Source organism: Enterococcus sp. DIV1059_2, assembly GCF_051713685.1.
Lineage (GTDB): Bacteria > Bacillota > Bacilli > Lactobacillales > Enterococcaceae > Enterococcus_D > Enterococcus_D casseliflavus.
Window position 1 is genome coordinate 234,827 of record NZ_JBIOQK010000001.1, and the last position, 14,714, is coordinate 249,540.

Here is a 14,714-nt window from a genome sequence, read left to right on the forward strand (position 1 = left end):
GAAGTAGAGACCCAAATTTATGCGGGCTCTACTTCTATTTTTGTTTTGAAATATTTCCAATGCTTGTAGCTGACGATGTATTCAGCGACACTTCCATCTGCTAAATAGGAGTGCTTGACTTGTTTGACCGCAGGCTCTCGGAAGCTCAGTTGCAATAAGTTCAACAATTCAGCATCATCAGGAAAGACGATTTCATTGGTTTCAACAGAAGCCAATGAGAAAAGGTCGATCGCAAAGTCTTTCCGGACCCGCTCATAAACACTGGCATACCGGTTGAGGTTTTTGGCGATCGGTTCTTTCATCAGCTTCTTCGGCAGATGAGTGATGTGAACCAAGAAAGGAACATCGCCAAAATAGCGGACCCGTTTGATTCGGTAGTAGGAAGCACTGGCAGCCAAGCCTAATTCTTTCAAAATCTCGGGGTCATTTCCTTCTACCACCGCAAGAACCTTGACCTTTTCTTGGTCCAGTGAATGCAGCTCAATGTCGGAAAACTTCACACTCTGAGATACTTTTGCTTTTGAAACAAAGGTCCCTTTGCCTTGGATGCGATACAGATAGCCAGCACTCGTCAATTCATTCAACGCTTTGACTGCCGTGATCGAACTAACAGAATACATCCGCTTGATATCCGCCTCTGAATAAAACTTATCACCGGGAATGAATTTATGGTCTTTGATTTCTTGTAAAAGATCTTGCTTGATCTGCTCATACTTTGGCAACACAGTGGTTTCCCTCCATTCCATATGAATACATCAAGCATAACATGTTAAATCCTTTCCTGCCACTTAATTATTGTAGAAAATTCGTTGTTTTCCAGTCTGTACAGGCCTAAAAAATAAAATTCAATATGTTAAGATATTAGGTTTACGGATGGCTTGCCATGTGGTATAGTATGCTTACAAGGAACATAACATGTTAAGTAGGGCGACTTACGGAGTAGGAGGGAAATTAGTGGAAAACATTGTGTTGATCAGTCATGGCGGCATGGCAGAAGGGGTCAAAAGCAGTCTGGAGATGATCGTAGGCCAACAAGCAAACGTTCACACCGTTTCATTACGACCAGATAGTGACAATCTGCAGTTTGAAAAAGAATTGAACGAGAAAATGAAAGCCCTTAACGGTTCAACATTGATTATTGCGGATCTATTAGGAGGAACCCCGTGCAACGTTGCAGTCAAGAATTATTTAGAGGATGACGAAGTGGCGATTTTCGCTGGAATGACATTGTCCGTAGTGATCGAGGCAGTCGTCAATCAACGAGCGACGATCAACGAGCTGCTTTGCTTAGCCAAAGAAAACATCGTTGATGTCAAAGCAGGGATGAACCAGGCAGAACAAGAAATTTTAGAAGAAAAGCAAGAGGAACTAGGGGATTACAGTGCGTATGCTGGGCAAGAAAATATCGTCAATAGTCGGATCGATGAGCGCTTGATCCACGGACAAGTCGCCGGTATCTGGTCCACCAGTTTAAACACGCAACGGATCATCGTGGCCAATGATGAAGCCGCCGCAGACCCATTACAAAAATCTTCTTTACGAATGGCAGCGCCAACTTCGATGCGACTTTCCGTCCTTCCAGTGGCAACTGCAGCCAAGAATATTCGCGCTGGTCGTTACGGCAAGCAACGGTTGTTTTTACTTTTCAAAAATCCCCAAGATGTTTTGCGTTATATTGAAGCAGATGGACCGATCAAAGCGATCAACGTCGGCAACATGAGCTACAAAGAAGGCGCACGGGAAGTGACCAAAAGCATTCAAGTGCTGCCAGAAGAAGAGCCGATCTTTGAAGCGATCGCCGCAAAAGGAATCACCGTCACGGCACAGCTTGTACCCAATGAACCATCGATCGACTTTATGAAGAAATTACGAGGATAAATCAGGCAGCGCTTCGATCGAGGAGAATATGTAGCGAAGGATTTGTCAAAAAACGAGTGTTTTTCACGATTTGTCTGAGGCGACACAACGATCGATAACCAGCCAGTTAAGACTCGTTCATACAATTAGGAGGAAAATTCATGCATTTAGCAGCGTATCAAATCATTCTTATTACTGTTTATGCTTTTATTGCTATTAATGATTCACTTATTTCCAATACGTTGACCCAACCAGCGATCGCCGGAATGATTTCTGGAATGATCATGGGGGACTTGAAGACCGGTTTGATGGTCGGCGGTACCTTGCAGTTGATGCGTTTAGGGATCGCCGCATTTGGTGGTGCATCCGTCCCAGATTATTTTACCGGCGCAGTACTGGGAACGGCGTTTGCCGTGATCTCAGGAAACGGCGCGGAATACGGCATCGGCTTAGCAGTTCCAGTGTCCTTACTGATGCTGCAACTGGACGTCGTGGCTCGTTTTTGTAACGTATTTCTACTACACCGGATCGATAGAGCCATCGACAACATGCAAGTCAAACGAATCCCACGGTTAGTTTTATCGGGTTCTTTCTTATGGGGATTGTCACGGGCGATTCCGATTTTATTGATGCTTTTAGCTGGAGATGCAGTCGTTACGACGATTACCGATAACACGCCAGAATGGCTGATGACTGGACTAAAAACCGCTGGTGGCGTCTTGCCAGTCGTCGGGGTAGCGATCTTATTGCGCTACTTGCCAACAAAGCACTACATTCCTTATTTGTTATTAGGCTTCTTTTTAGCTGCGTATCTGCAAGTGCCAATGCTCGGCGTTTCCATCATTGGGCTCGTAGCAGCAATGTTAGTCTTTAAACGAGATAGCGAAAAAGGCACCGTTGCAACGGCAGCTGCTGGAGATTTTGAAGGAGGATATGATGGCGATGAGTGATCAAAAACTGACAAAAAAAGAGTTGAATACCATTAGCTGGCGCTATATTTTGGCAAGCCAATTAAACTGGAACTATGAGCGAATGATGAGTTCAGGTTACCTTTACGGCATCCTGCCCGTCTTGAAAAAATTCTATGGTCACGATGAAGCTCAGCTACAAGATATGCTGCGGACCCACAATCAATTTTTCAATACCAATGCGATCTTTGGGAACTTGATCATGGGGATCGATGTCGCGATTGAAGAACAAGACGGACACAAAGCCAAAGAAACGATCATCGCCTTGAAAACGGCCTTGATGGGTTCCTTAGCAGGTGTCGGTGACTCCTTGTTCCACGTGATTTGGGGAACGATCTTTGGCTCTGTTGCCGGCACATTGGCGCAAAATGGTTCCGTCGTTGGCTGTGTCATCTGGATCATCGCCAACATCGCGTTACTTTTCGGTCGGGCAGCGTTGCTACCTCTAGGTTACAAACAAGGGGTCAAATTAGTGACGACCTTGAAAGACAAATTATCGGCCTTCACCAATGCCGCAACCGTTTTAGGGGTCACAGTGATTGGTGCCTTGATTCCCTCTGTGGTCAAAGCAACTGTTCCTTTTGTCTATAAAAAAGATGGCGTCGAATTGGTGATCCAAGACACGTTGGATGCCATCTTGCCATCCCTTGTACCTATCTTGCTCGTCTTGCTGACCTACTGGATGCTAGGCCAAAAGAAACTAAATTCCACTCGAGTAATTTGGATCATCTTGATCTTATCGATCGTTTTGAGTGCGTTTGGTATTTTGGGTTAAGATTATCAGTAACAACTGATAGATAAGAATATGTAAATAGAAAAAGAGTGTGGAATATTTTTCCGCACTCTTTTTTTATAAAATAATTTTCTTATTTATACTCATAAATAATTTGATTTTAACAAAAAACCGTTATATTTACTCCTATAAATCAAATATTTAATTATTTTTATTATATAATGATTGAAAAGCTGTCTTTTGTTTGGGCAGTGGACTAGAAAAATGAGGATCTTTGGCTTGGTAACTAATTGACCAATTCACAAGGGTCTTACGGTGATTACGGTGATAATCTACTATTAGTGATAAAGCTGCCACCAAGCAATTCATAAAACAGCTAAAGGAGTGGGTAGGATTTGCTTGCAGTCAGATATGATGAACTATCATTAGAGTTTGAAACAAATGAAAGCGTATTTTCCCCAAAAGGGTTAGATGTAGGAACGAAAGCGATGTTAAAAGCAGCAGTTATCAATGACCAGGATAGAATTTTGGATCTGGGATGTGGTTATGGGTTTGTAGGAATTTATCTGGCAAAAAGGTATCCTGAAGCAGCAGTTACAATGACAGACATTTCAGCAAATGCCATCGACTTGACTACAAAAAATGCGCAACGAAATGACGTAGCACCAGAGATCGTCTTAAGTGAAGGATTTAGAGAAATCAGCGACAAAACGTTTGATGTTATTCTGTCTAATCCGCCGTACCATGTAGATTTTTCTGTACCAAAGGAATTTATCGAGAAAGCCTATCGTCAACTGGCACTCAACGGAAAGCTATACATGGTGACCAAGCGCCGAAAATGGTATGAGAACAAGATTCGCTCCGTTTTCGGTTACGTGAAAGTCACGGAAGTTGACGACTATTACGTATTTTACGCAGAAAAGCGGGCGAAAAATCCGTTAGTAAAAAAGAAAGAAAAAAAGATGTCAAAGAAGCTGCAACGGAAATATGGGAAGAGGAAAGGATGATATGTTAAAAGATTGATGAGGAAAAATTATACAAAAGAAAGTTCTGAAATTCACCTAGCATAGGCACTACAGTCACAAGGAAAATGGCAGTAAAGCTAAATAAGCTCGTTGATAGGACGCCCATTTCCTGACCCCAATTATTTCACTTGTAAGTTAGATTTTCTAAAAAGTGTTGCTAATTCTGGTAAGTTACTTAACGTATTGTTAGCGAATACATTGGTTCGAATAACAAACTTATAGAGGTAGATAAACCTCCAGGAGGAAGTGATAAATTCCCGTTGGCTCCTTCTCATGTATCTATTTTACTCTGAGAAATCACACCATAACGAAATAAATTACGTTAGGAATATCTTGTTCAATTTTTTTTGCTTTTAAAGACAACTTTAAAAAATCGTTAGACAAATTTTAAATTTACGAGGAGAGCATAGAAATGGGAAATGACTTTTACACCAAAAACCAACAGTTTGACTATTTGGATTATATGGATGAAATGAAAAAACTAAGTAAAAAGAAATATATTGAAAAATTATTTAAAGAAGCGCCTGAAGATATTTATCTTTTTCTGCTTAAAATCAAATCACTTGGCTTAGAAATTAATGAGTATCTGTGTTCCTATAAACCAAATCCATATTTAGAAAAATACAATAATTTACTAAAAAAAAACACAGATACAGGAATGAATAAAGTTTTAGATAGACATTTAAAACAAGTTGACCAGCTACAAAATTTGTTCGTAGAATCTAATAAATCTATCAACAAAGAGCTTGATGAATCTATTATCGACCCCAACCATATTTTGGCTATATTTATAATTTTTTTGGAGAGACAATTGAGATTGTTAAGAGAACAAAATAATTTGGATATTAGTCTTGAACAGAGGGTTGATACTTATGATACTTATGTATTTAGTTCAGGAAATATCTTAAAGTATTTACTTCATAACATTTCTCTGGAAAAACAATGTGGAATTAATCGAATATTTTCAGAAAAAAATTTATTATGGAATATAAATGTATATTCGAAATATCAAGAAAGAGATAATTTAATGGATGCTTTTGAGTATTGGAAGTATTCAGATATACGAATTGAAGAAATTTATGAGAAAGTAATTATCGATTTTTTAGATGAGGATTTTAATAGAGCTGTTTTAGTATCTAATTTTAGATATAAAAGATTTATGACTAGCATTGAATTAGACATTTTAAATTATAAATTAGAAAAAGACAGACGAAGGATTGATGGAGCAATCGACGAAGAACTAACAACTTTTTTATCAGAAGAACTTTGTCGAAGATATATTGGACAAGAAAACTTAGATAAAAAAGTTCATGGCATTGAAATTAGAAAGTGGATAGAGGGAATTTATTTTTTGCAACATGAATCTATTCTATATTCCAATAAAAAGAAGAATAGAAATATTTACTCTGTTCAGAATTTATGTGTTGTAAAAACAAAGTATGATTGGATCAAAAAATTGTCTAAGTTTTCTCAAAATATATCAAAAAAAGAAGCAAAAATGATTTTAGAAAAGTTCATTTTTACTGGCAAATCAAAAGACTTAATAGATGCTCCATTAATAAAGATTCAAGATAAATTAATACTGTTACCAACGTTAGCTAAAGAAATTCGACCACTGTCTGTCATTTTATCTATGTTTTCAAGAGATGAAGAAGAGACCCAAAAAAATAGGGAAGACATTGCATTAGGGTTCAAAGGAGCTATGTTTGAACAACGTACCAAACACTTATTACAAGTTTGTAGTCAAATAGATGCTAAACGATTACATATTAAGATTACAAAGGAAAAAGACTTGGAAAGAGAGATTGATTTAGCATTTGTTTTAGATAAAACGCTCTTCTTATTTGAATGTAAGTCATTCAATCAACCGTATACGGTAAGAGAGCATGCTAAAACTAATAAGAAAATAAAAGAGGCAATTAAACAATTAAATAAAAATGCTGACTATTTTGAGGAGAATATTTCTATAACTCTAAAGCAATTGGGATTGAGTGAAGAAATATCAATAGAAAAAGTCCAGCGGGTATTACTTACCTCTACTATTCTTGGTGAAGCTGGGAAACAAGAGAATGTGTTGGTAGTTGATGAAGCTTCATTTAACGCATTTTTGTTAAGGAATCCTCCAACGGTTTCTCATATTGATGGAGCTATTAAAGAAAGAATATGTTTAGATACAGAAAATATTTATTCAGGTAAAATTACAGCAGAAAAATTGTTGGTATTTTTAAGAAGACAGCTCTCAGTTAAAATTATGCAAAGCTTTATAGTGAAAACACACGATTCAGATAGGAAAGTGGAATATAAATACTGTAAAAAAGACATTGAAGACTCCTATATAGAAAATGATGTGAAAATAAAGATAGCATTAGATAGAGTCTTTGCTACTTATGAGAAAAATTTATCAGAATGATTTTCTACTATGAAAAAATATAAAAAACCAATTGATATCAGACACAAAAAAGCCTTGGTAGGCCTTTTTATAGGAACTCCAAAGCTTTTTGTACTATTCCCATTCCATGCGCTTGATGATTTATAAGGATTGATTTGTTGAGTTTATGCAGTTTTGTATCGTTTGGGAGTGATAGAAATTGTAATGTTCTTCTTGTGTTGGTTGCAAATTGGTTGCAGTAATAAAATTTTTTTGAATGAAATGCTTGAAAATGAATGAATTTATGTTATTGTAAGTTGTAGTAATTCAAATAAACAAAAGAGGTGGGGTTTTATGTTGTTCAAAGAAAATCTAGATAGAGTTTTTAAAAGTAGTGACCTAAGAATTCTAATTGATCCAGAATTTAAAATATTAATTGATAACTGGGGAAAGCTTCAATTAAATGAATACTTAAGTAGAGATGAACTAAAAGAATTATGCAGGGGTATAAAATATGCTTTAATCGAAGCGAATAAAAAGGTTGTGGAAAAAGAGAACTTTGTTTTTTATGATTTTGATGCCAAATATTTCATTGATGATGTGCAGTTTTTCTTACTTGCAAGTGCAAACGCAAAAGATTTGATTTGAGAATTTGAGAGGAAAAAAAATGTTATCTGAAAAACAAGAAAAATTAAAACAAATGCTGCTAACACCTATTGTGGTTGATAAACTTACCAATACAATTCAAAAAGAAGGCGACACAATAAAAAGCGCTCAAGTATATAGAGGTGTGGAAGACCCCGACATGTCTGATGTATCAATTGCTTTTTACGAAATCATCTATAAAAATACTATTCCCAAAAATCAACAAGGCGAATTTAATGTATTTGGAAAATCTGATGATAAAGGAAATATTTATATTAATGATTTTGCCAATGTTTCTTTTGCTGGTGATACAATGAACTCTTTTAAAACAATTTCTGGGAAATTGATTAAAGAGTTATCAATAGATGGGGAAAAAATAAATAAGCAATACTATATGCCCAATGATTCAAAAGGACGAATGAGATTGATATTTGACAGTGATGCTGATGAGTATACTCAAAAGATATTTTATGAGTTTTATAAACTGTATCATAGTTTAGCTAATTTTTGGATAATACCTATAGAGATGGGAAGAAAGAGTTCTAAAACAATTTCTATAGATAATTTTGAATTTAGAACACAAGATTATATGGGAAGGTTTTTGAGTGAAATTAGGAATAATTGGAACAGATTGAAAAAACAAGGATTATACAATTTCTATTTTAAAAATTTTGAAGATTACAGCGAATTTATAGAAAAGCATTTTATTATTGAAACGGACTATTTAGAATCTCCAAAAGATGAAACTGAAAACTTCGGTTCACTGAATGAAAAAGATGCTGTTAGCATTGTTTCAGGAATGATTACTGCAATTAAAAATAGAGCGGAACTGTTATCGAAATCAGAATACGCCGAACAATTATGGATTTTACTTAGCAATATCACAACAGATAGCTCTGATAAATTGTAAATAGGGAGTATGACAAATGGCAAGGGTATATAAAGCAGTCAGATTGGCTTATGAGGCTAAAATTTGGATAGACAAACTAATTATTCATAGAGAACGAGAACTAAAAAATGAACTAAAAAATGGCTTGATTAATAAACTAGAAACAGACATGCAAGAACATTACAGTGATTTGCTGGATGGGATATCATTCAATGTGGTGTTAAAAGTATCAGCTGGTAGTGTTATAGAACAAGCTTACAGATATTGTAAAAAACAAAATTTCACTGATGACGATTGGGAAAAAATTCAAAATCGCATGGATAGAACAATTGTAAAAGAAAATTATAAAGATAAATCTTCCGTTACGCCCCGACTTTATTTAGATGAAAATGTATTAGATGGCTTAGAGGAATATCGTTACCATTTTAAAAGTGATGAGCCTAGTAAACGTCTACCGCGATTAAGTTATATCATTAAATTAATTATTTTTGCCTTTTATAGTCAAATCGACTAGAAAGTTATTTTTCTAAATAGTTTAGTCGCTATTTAGAATTTTATTTCAAATAAATGTTTACATGTTGTACCACGATATCGAATAGAGGGTGTTATTATGAAAAAGTGGAACAAGCAAGCCTTATTCTAAAAGAAATCGAATACTACTCACAATTCGATACCCTATAACGTGAATACGCCGAAAAAGCATACTCAAAGCATTATCAAAAATTGAAAGGATTGAAAAAAATGAACGCTGATAATTTTCGTTTCTACTTTTTCTTAGCTCTAAGTATAGGGCTAGCCATAACAAAGGTGACTGGCTTAATATTTGGTTTACTAGCCGTAGTCAGTTCCCTCAACAACAAATTAACCCCCTCGAAGTGAGTGAAATAGGGAGGTAGTCGCCCCAGCGACTAAACGGAGTGTCCGAGTCTTTTCACTCACTTTGTGGGGGCCAGTCGGGCGGTTTTTGCCTGACACTTAACTTGATATATAAAACAACATATGCTCGTTTGAGCGCGCGCTGAGAGGTGTGTGATGTCTAAAGAAACTCGTGCGTATAATACTAAAATTATTGAAACTTCCACCTATATTGAGGTGTATCAGTATGATGAACCTATTTTCTATAGTTATTCTGTTGAAAATGAAAATGGTTCACGTCAATTAGATTGGTTAATTGATAGTAATACACGTCGAACTTATGATGAGCTACCAACTATTGAGAAATATGATAGCTTAAAGCGAAAATAACAACATTATGAAGAAATGCGTTGGTCGTTCGTGATCGCTTAGGTCATGAAGATATTCAAACAACTTTGGGAACTTACGGACATTTATACGAGAACGCTAACAAAGAAGTCGCTAAAAAATTAACGAATACTATTGAAATGCCTAAGGAAAATGCGCAACGGAAACTTACAGGCAATCAGTATGTGAAGCATAAAGAATGACGAGGTGTATCAATATGGAAAATACTGTTTTTGATTCAGACAAATTTAAAGGGTAAAAAATACCGAAATATGATTCTAAATCTGGTGTTTGGGCTGTTGATACAGGTAATCGTGTTGAATTTGGCGATATGTATTATGTTTTATCGGAATTTATTGAGGACGGGTTACATTATAGTTTTAATACCTTAATAGCCGGAGATGTACGGCGAGACCATGCACATTCTTTTGATTGTGTCGTTTCAGCTTTACTCAAGAATGTCACCCATTTTTCAATTGTCGGATTTGAGAAAGATTATTCTCAGTAAGAAATAAATTTTCTCAATGACATTCAGACCAAAATTTTAAAAGAAAGTCGGGATTGCCAACATGACAGAATATGATAAATTTAAAAATATGGCTATCGAGGTAGCGAAAAAAGCTAACGCTGGTCAAACTGACAAAGGTGGTGAACCTTACTTTTTTCATGTTCAACGAGTGGCAAATTCACTAACAGATAAAAATGCTAAGGTTGTTGCCTATCTTCATGATACTGTTGAAGACACGGATATTACTATTGAAAAACTGAAAGAGTTAGATTTTTCAGACACGATTGTTTCGGCAGTACAGGTTTTGACACAGGAACGTTATTAACCCTATTTTGACTATATTGTATTGTAGAAATTAAGAAAAATAAACTAGCCACCATGGTTAAACTTGCAGATTTAAAAGATAATATGAATCTTTCAAGAATTACTACCCCAACTGAAAAAGACTTTGAAAGAGTTAAGAAATATCAAAAGGCGTTTAAAATATTAGAGTTAGAGGGAGAGTGATTCAAAATGAGAACACTTTTAGTGGGCGATTTACACTTAACAGCACAAATAATCTTGCCAATGGTTGAGCAGAAAGTTAAAGAATTAGGCATTAAACAAGTGATTTTGCTAGGAGATTATACAGACGCATACGAGCAAGAAAAAAACGTTGATCTTTACATGAATGAATTAGACTATTTGTTCATATGGAAATCAAAGATGAAAGTTTTCGGTGTCGAAGTGATAAATCTCTTAGGAAATCATGACGTGTCTTATTTGACGGTTACACCTAGAAGGTATTCACTGCAAAGTGCAGATGGATTTCTTTCAGTCGGTCGAAAGCTGTTGAAGTTAAATCTGCAAATTGCCTTTCAGTTAGATGATTATTTGATTAGTCATGCTGGTTACACCCAAGACTTTAATTTAGAAGATTGGCATTTTGAAACAATAACTGAAAATTTAATCGACAATTTAGATGATTTAGAAGACCATGTCGGCAAAGCAAGAGGTGGGAAATACTTTTTAGGTAGTCCATTATGGGCTGACTTTGACCATGAATTAAGCTGTTTGCCAAATCCAAAGTATCAAAAACAAATTGTAGGGCATACACCGCAAACGAAAATCACGACTGTTCATAAGGGAGAGTCTGAACTTGTGGGAATTGATACATTTACGATTATTCCAATTAAAAGAAAACCTTTTTTCAAAGAAATTGGTAGTGGAGAAATTTTACTTTATGATAATTGCACACTAATACCAATTCAAGTGGATTGGCAAAGTGATGGAGTGTTTAACAAGTTGAACGAAATATTTGAAAAAAATTCATAGTATTGCTAAGTTATATGGCATTTTATTAGATTTTAAAAATGGTCGATGACTGTTGATGATAAAGAAATCTTTTTGAATAGAAAATATCTTTAGAACATAATTAGGAGGTTGTTGTATGCGGAAAAATCAAGTATCTATAAAAATTGAAAGATTTGGCAAAGATATACCAGATGAGTTTAAAGAATTGAATATGCAAGTCATGTCTGTTTATGCTGATGGAAATGATTTATATGAAACATTATGTGGAGCTTTTCAGTTAGCCTTAAATGAAGTTGCTAAATATGAACATAATAATTTCGGATGTAGAGAAAGTTATGATTCTTTAGAACTTACACAAAGAAAAGTTAAGGGGTTAAAATTATGTAGAAAAATAAAACATGATTTTTCTGATTCTAACTCAAAAGAAGAGTAAAAGCTAATGGTTGAGTAACCTCGAGAAAAAGAGCCTAGACACCCTATAAATAAAGGGTTCTAAGCTCTTTTTTCTTATTCCCACTCCACAGTAGCAGGTGGTTTGCTCGTAATATCGTACACGATCCGATTGACGTGTGCGACTTCGTTGACGATGCGGACGCTGATTTTTTGTAGGACTTCCCATGGGATGCGGGCAAAGTCAGCGGTCATGCCATCGATCGAAGTGACTGCACGGATGCCGACGGTATAATCGTAGGTCCGGCCATCACCCATGACACCGACGGAGCGGATGCCTGGTAAGACGGTGAAGTATTGCCAAATGTCGCGGTCTAAGCCGGCATTTGCGATTTCTTCCCGCAAGATTGCATCCGAGTCGCGGACGATCGTTAGTTTTTCTTCTGTTAATTCGCCAAGGACACGAATGCCTAGACCTGGTCCAGGGAATGGTTGGCGCCATACGATGCTGTCTGGCATGCCAAGTTGAGTCCCTAATTCACGGACTTCGTCTTTGAACAAGGTGTTCAATGGTTCGATCAATTTGAATTGCATGTCTTCAGGTAAACCACCCACATTGTGGTGTGATTTGATGGTTTGGGCAGTTTCGGTTCCTGATTCGATGACGTCGGTATAAAGGGTTCCTTGGGCAAGGAAAGAAACGCCTTCTTCGCCAGCTAGTTTGGTTGCTTCATCATCGAAGACGTACACGAATTCATTTCCGATGATCTTGCGTTTTTCTTCAGGATCAGAAACCCCAGCAAGTTTTGATAGGAAACGTTCTTTGGCATCAACTTTGATGATGTTCAAGCCGAATTTGCCGCCTAGGCTTTCCATTACTTGCTCGGCTTCGCCTTTACGCAAGAGGCCGTGGTCAACAAAAATACAAGTCAGTTGATCGCCGATCGCTTTTTGTAAAAGAACACCAACGACAGAAGAATCGACCCCGCCGGAAAGACCAAGCAAGACTTTTTTGTCGCCCACTTGTTCGCGGATTTTTGCGATTTCCATATCGATGAAGTTGTCCATTGTCCAATCACCTGTACATTGACAAACGTCAATGGCAAAGTGACGCAATAAGTCGTTGCCGTATTCTGAATGGCGAACTTCTGCGTGGAATTGGATACCGTACATTTTGCGCTCGGCATCTTGGATAGAAGCGATCGGGCAATCTTTGCTCGTCGCCACAACATCAAAGCCTGCAGGTGCTTGAGTGACCAAGTCTCCGTGGCTCATCCACACGGTTTGTGTTGCGGGCGTGTTTTGGAAAAGGGCCGCTGCATCAGAAGTGACTTCCAATTCTGCTTTGCCGTATTCACGGTTTTTGGCAGGTTCAACTTTTCCGCCTAATTTATAAGTAATCAACTGCATGCCGTAACAGATCCCTAAAACTGGGATGCCTAACTCAAAAATTTTCTCGTCGATGCCGAAAGAGTTCTCGTCGTAGACGCTGTTTGGTCCGCCAGATAAGATGATCCCTTTTGGGTTCATCGCTTTTACTTCTTCAGCGGTAATGCGGTGGCTCAATAATTCTGAGAAAACACCGAACTCACGAATACGGCGTGTAATCAGCTGGTTGTACTGACTACCGTAATCAAGTACGATAATTTTTTCGACGTTTGGCAAAGTGTCAACGTTTGTCACAATAAATTACCTCAATTCTTTTAGTTTTTATTGAAAAAAGGCTGGGCCTTTTCAACAGCATAATCATAAAAATGAAGCGGTCAATACTTGCGCAAGAACACTTCATCGATCAAATGGTGCTTTGTTTTATGAAGAATTATATCGGCTCTGCTGCGTGTAGGCAAGATATACTCGTGTAAATTCTTTAAATTCACATTTTTCCATACTTCTTTTGCCATTTTAATCGCTTCCTTGCGATCCCCGATCGCATATTGGTAATAATAATTGCTGGGATCTTGAAAGGCAGTGTCTAGTAATGATTCAAATCGTTCCAAATACCATTTTTCGATCAGTGCTGGTTGGGCATCCACGAAAATTGAAAAATCAAAAAAGTCGCTGATATAGATTTGTTGGTTGGCAGGCAGTTGTAGGGTATTGATGCCTTCCACGATCAAGATATCTGGTTGACTGATCGTTTCATACGTATCAGGAATAATATTGTAGACTTCATGGGAGTAGACGGGGATCTGAATGTCTGGTTCTCCTGATTTGACCGCATTCAAAAAGTTGATCAAGGCTTCCATGTCATAACTTTCTGGAAATCCTTTGCGATTCAAGCTGCCGCGTTCTTCCAAGACTTCGTTCGGGTACAAAAAGCCGTCAGTGGTGATCAGTTGGACGGTTCTACGGGGAAACAAACGGGCCAGCAAATTTTGGACGAGCCGTGCGGTGGTGCTTTTGCCGACGGCGACACTTCCAGCGATGCCGATGATAAAAGGCGGCATTTTGACGTAGCGGTGCAAAAAGAGTCCCTTGCTGAGGGTCAATGATTCAAACTCTTTCATATAAAGATGGATCAGATGGCACAAAGGCACGTAAACATCTTCCACATCTTGGACCGAGATCCGGTCGTTCAAACTTTTAATATTATCCAATTCTTCTTGAGTGAAAGGCATCATGCCGTTCGTATAAAACCCTTGCCATTGCTCACGAGGAATTTGATAAAAATTCATGGTTTCTTGCATAGTAGGCTCCTTTTTTGCGGCATCGTCGGTTTCTATTAGAAGCGACGGGCCACTGTTCGAAAGTATTTTACCATAGAAACCTGCGGAACTTGGAAAAAAGACATGATTT

15 protein-coding genes and 1 pseudogene are annotated in these 14,714 nt (G+C 37.3%); 13 read left to right on the forward strand and 3 right to left on the reverse strand.

Going from position 1 to position 14,714, the window contains the following annotated elements; all coding sequences use genetic code 11:
* Positions 1-17 precede the first annotated feature (17 nt).
* Positions 18-725, reverse strand: a complete 708-nt coding sequence (locus tag IGI72_RS01100; protein WP_438752749.1) for a GntR family transcriptional regulator — start codon at positions 723-725, stop codon at positions 18-20.
* Positions 726-915: 190 nt separating this feature from the next.
* On the opposite strand from IGI72_RS01100, the gene IGI72_RS01105 reads away from it, so the two are divergent.
* From IGI72_RS01105 to IGI72_RS01165, 13 genes and pseudogenes are all read left to right on the forward strand, one after another.
* On the forward strand, positions 916-1,878 hold the full coding sequence (locus IGI72_RS01105) for a PTS mannose/fructose/sorbose transporter subunit IIAB (protein ID WP_010748603.1): 963 nt from the start codon (positions 916-918) through the stop codon (positions 1,876-1,878).
* 140 nt (positions 1,879-2,018) lie between these two features.
* Positions 2,019-2,807, forward strand: a complete 789-nt coding sequence (locus IGI72_RS01110) for a PTS mannose/fructose/sorbose/N-acetylgalactosamine transporter subunit IIC (RefSeq protein ID WP_005226797.1) — start codon at positions 2,019-2,021, stop codon at positions 2,805-2,807.
* Positions 2,791-3,600: a PTS system mannose/fructose/sorbose family transporter subunit IID gene (locus IGI72_RS01115; RefSeq protein ID WP_034695281.1), complete on the forward strand. Its 810-nt coding sequence runs from the start codon at positions 2,791-2,793 to the stop codon at positions 3,598-3,600. Before IGI72_RS01110 ends, IGI72_RS01115 begins: the two co-directional genes overlap by 17 nt.
* Positions 3,601-3,953: 353 nt before the next feature.
* Positions 3,954-4,565, forward strand: a complete 612-nt coding sequence (locus IGI72_RS01120) for a class I SAM-dependent methyltransferase (RefSeq protein ID WP_438752752.1) — start codon at positions 3,954-3,956, stop codon at positions 4,563-4,565.
* A gap of 430 nt (positions 4,566-4,995) precedes the next feature.
* Positions 4,996-6,993, forward strand: coding sequence for an NERD domain-containing protein (locus IGI72_RS01125; protein WP_396443511.1), 1,998 nt, complete (start codon positions 4,996-4,998; stop codon positions 6,991-6,993).
* Between the two features lie 312 nt (positions 6,994-7,305).
* On the forward strand, positions 7,306-7,599 hold the full coding sequence (locus tag IGI72_RS01130) for a hypothetical protein (protein WP_005226807.1): 294 nt from the start codon (positions 7,306-7,308) through the stop codon (positions 7,597-7,599).
* Between the two features lie 19 nt (positions 7,600-7,618).
* Entirely contained in the window at positions 7,619-8,506 is an 888-nt protein-coding gene (locus IGI72_RS01135; protein ID WP_005226808.1) for a hypothetical protein, read from the forward strand.
* 16 nt (positions 8,507-8,522) lie between these two features.
* Complete coding sequence (locus IGI72_RS01140; RefSeq protein WP_060791603.1) at positions 8,523-8,999, forward strand: hypothetical protein; 477 nt, start codon at positions 8,523-8,525, stop codon at positions 8,997-8,999.
* 518 nt (positions 9,000-9,517) lie between these two features.
* Complete coding sequence (locus IGI72_RS01145) at positions 9,518-9,730, forward strand: hypothetical protein (RefSeq protein ID WP_236596103.1); 213 nt, start codon at positions 9,518-9,520, stop codon at positions 9,728-9,730.
* Between the two features lie 14 nt (positions 9,731-9,744).
* Positions 9,745-9,930, forward strand: a pseudogene (locus tag IGI72_RS01150) (site-specific integrase); the annotation flags it as partial.
* A 366-nt stretch (positions 9,931-10,296) separates the two neighbouring features.
* Positions 10,297-10,560, forward strand: a complete 264-nt coding sequence (locus IGI72_RS01155; RefSeq protein ID WP_438752757.1) for an HD domain-containing protein — start codon at positions 10,297-10,299, stop codon at positions 10,558-10,560.
* Positions 10,561-10,748: 188 nt separating this feature from the next.
* A complete protein-coding gene (locus IGI72_RS01160) occupies positions 10,749-11,549 on the forward strand; it encodes a metallophosphoesterase family protein (protein ID WP_438752759.1) in 801 nt (266 codons plus the stop codon).
* 115 nt (positions 11,550-11,664) lie between these two features.
* Positions 11,665-11,961: a hypothetical protein gene (locus tag IGI72_RS01165; RefSeq protein ID WP_121260291.1), complete on the forward strand. Its 297-nt coding sequence runs from the start codon at positions 11,665-11,667 to the stop codon at positions 11,959-11,961.
* 74 nt (positions 11,962-12,035) lie between these two features.
* Here the strand turns inward: IGI72_RS01165 and guaA are convergent, their stop codons facing one another.
* Positions 12,036-13,601, reverse strand: a complete 1,566-nt coding sequence (guaA, locus tag IGI72_RS01170; protein ID WP_008376418.1) for a glutamine-hydrolyzing GMP synthase — start codon at positions 13,599-13,601, stop codon at positions 12,036-12,038.
* A gap of 80 nt (positions 13,602-13,681) precedes the next feature.
* Positions 13,682-14,605 (reverse strand): type I pantothenate kinase, encoded by a 924-nt coding sequence (gene coaA / locus IGI72_RS01175; RefSeq protein WP_005226828.1) that lies wholly within the window; start codon positions 14,603-14,605, stop codon positions 13,682-13,684.
* Between the last annotated feature and the right edge of the window lie 109 nt (positions 14,606-14,714).

Bases quoted from the DNA above. Each gene is read 5' to 3' on its own strand.
- IGI72_RS01160 (WP_438752759.1), top strand. From the start codon at position 10,749: ATGAGAACACTTTTAGTGGGCGATTTACACTTAACAGCACAAATAATC.
- IGI72_RS01115 (WP_034695281.1), top strand. From the start codon at position 2,791: ATGATGGCGATGAGTGATCAAAAACTGACAAAAAAAGAGTTGAATACC.
- IGI72_RS01140 (WP_060791603.1), top strand. From the start codon at position 8,523: ATGGCAAGGGTATATAAAGCAGTCAGATTGGCTTATGAGGCTAAAATT.
- IGI72_RS01105 (WP_010748603.1), top strand. From the start codon at position 916: ATGTTAAGTAGGGCGACTTACGGAGTAGGAGGGAAATTAGTGGAAAAC.
- IGI72_RS01155 (WP_438752757.1), top strand. From the start codon at position 10,297: ATGACAGAATATGATAAATTTAAAAATATGGCTATCGAGGTAGCGAAA.
- IGI72_RS01145 (WP_236596103.1), top strand. From the start codon at position 9,518: ATGTCTAAAGAAACTCGTGCGTATAATACTAAAATTATTGAAACTTCC.
- IGI72_RS01135 (WP_005226808.1), top strand. From the start codon at position 7,619: ATGTTATCTGAAAAACAAGAAAAATTAAAACAAATGCTGCTAACACCT.
- coaA (WP_005226828.1), bottom strand. From the start codon at position 14,605: ATGCAAGAAACCATGAATTTTTATCAAATTCCTCGTGAGCAATGGCAA.
- IGI72_RS01165 (WP_121260291.1), top strand. From the start codon at position 11,665: ATGCGGAAAAATCAAGTATCTATAAAAATTGAAAGATTTGGCAAAGAT.
- IGI72_RS01110 (WP_005226797.1), top strand. From the start codon at position 2,019: ATGCATTTAGCAGCGTATCAAATCATTCTTATTACTGTTTATGCTTTT.
- IGI72_RS01130 (WP_005226807.1), top strand. From the start codon at position 7,306: ATGTTGTTCAAAGAAAATCTAGATAGAGTTTTTAAAAGTAGTGACCTA.
- IGI72_RS01125 (WP_396443511.1), top strand. From the start codon at position 4,996: ATGGGAAATGACTTTTACACCAAAAACCAACAGTTTGACTATTTGGAT.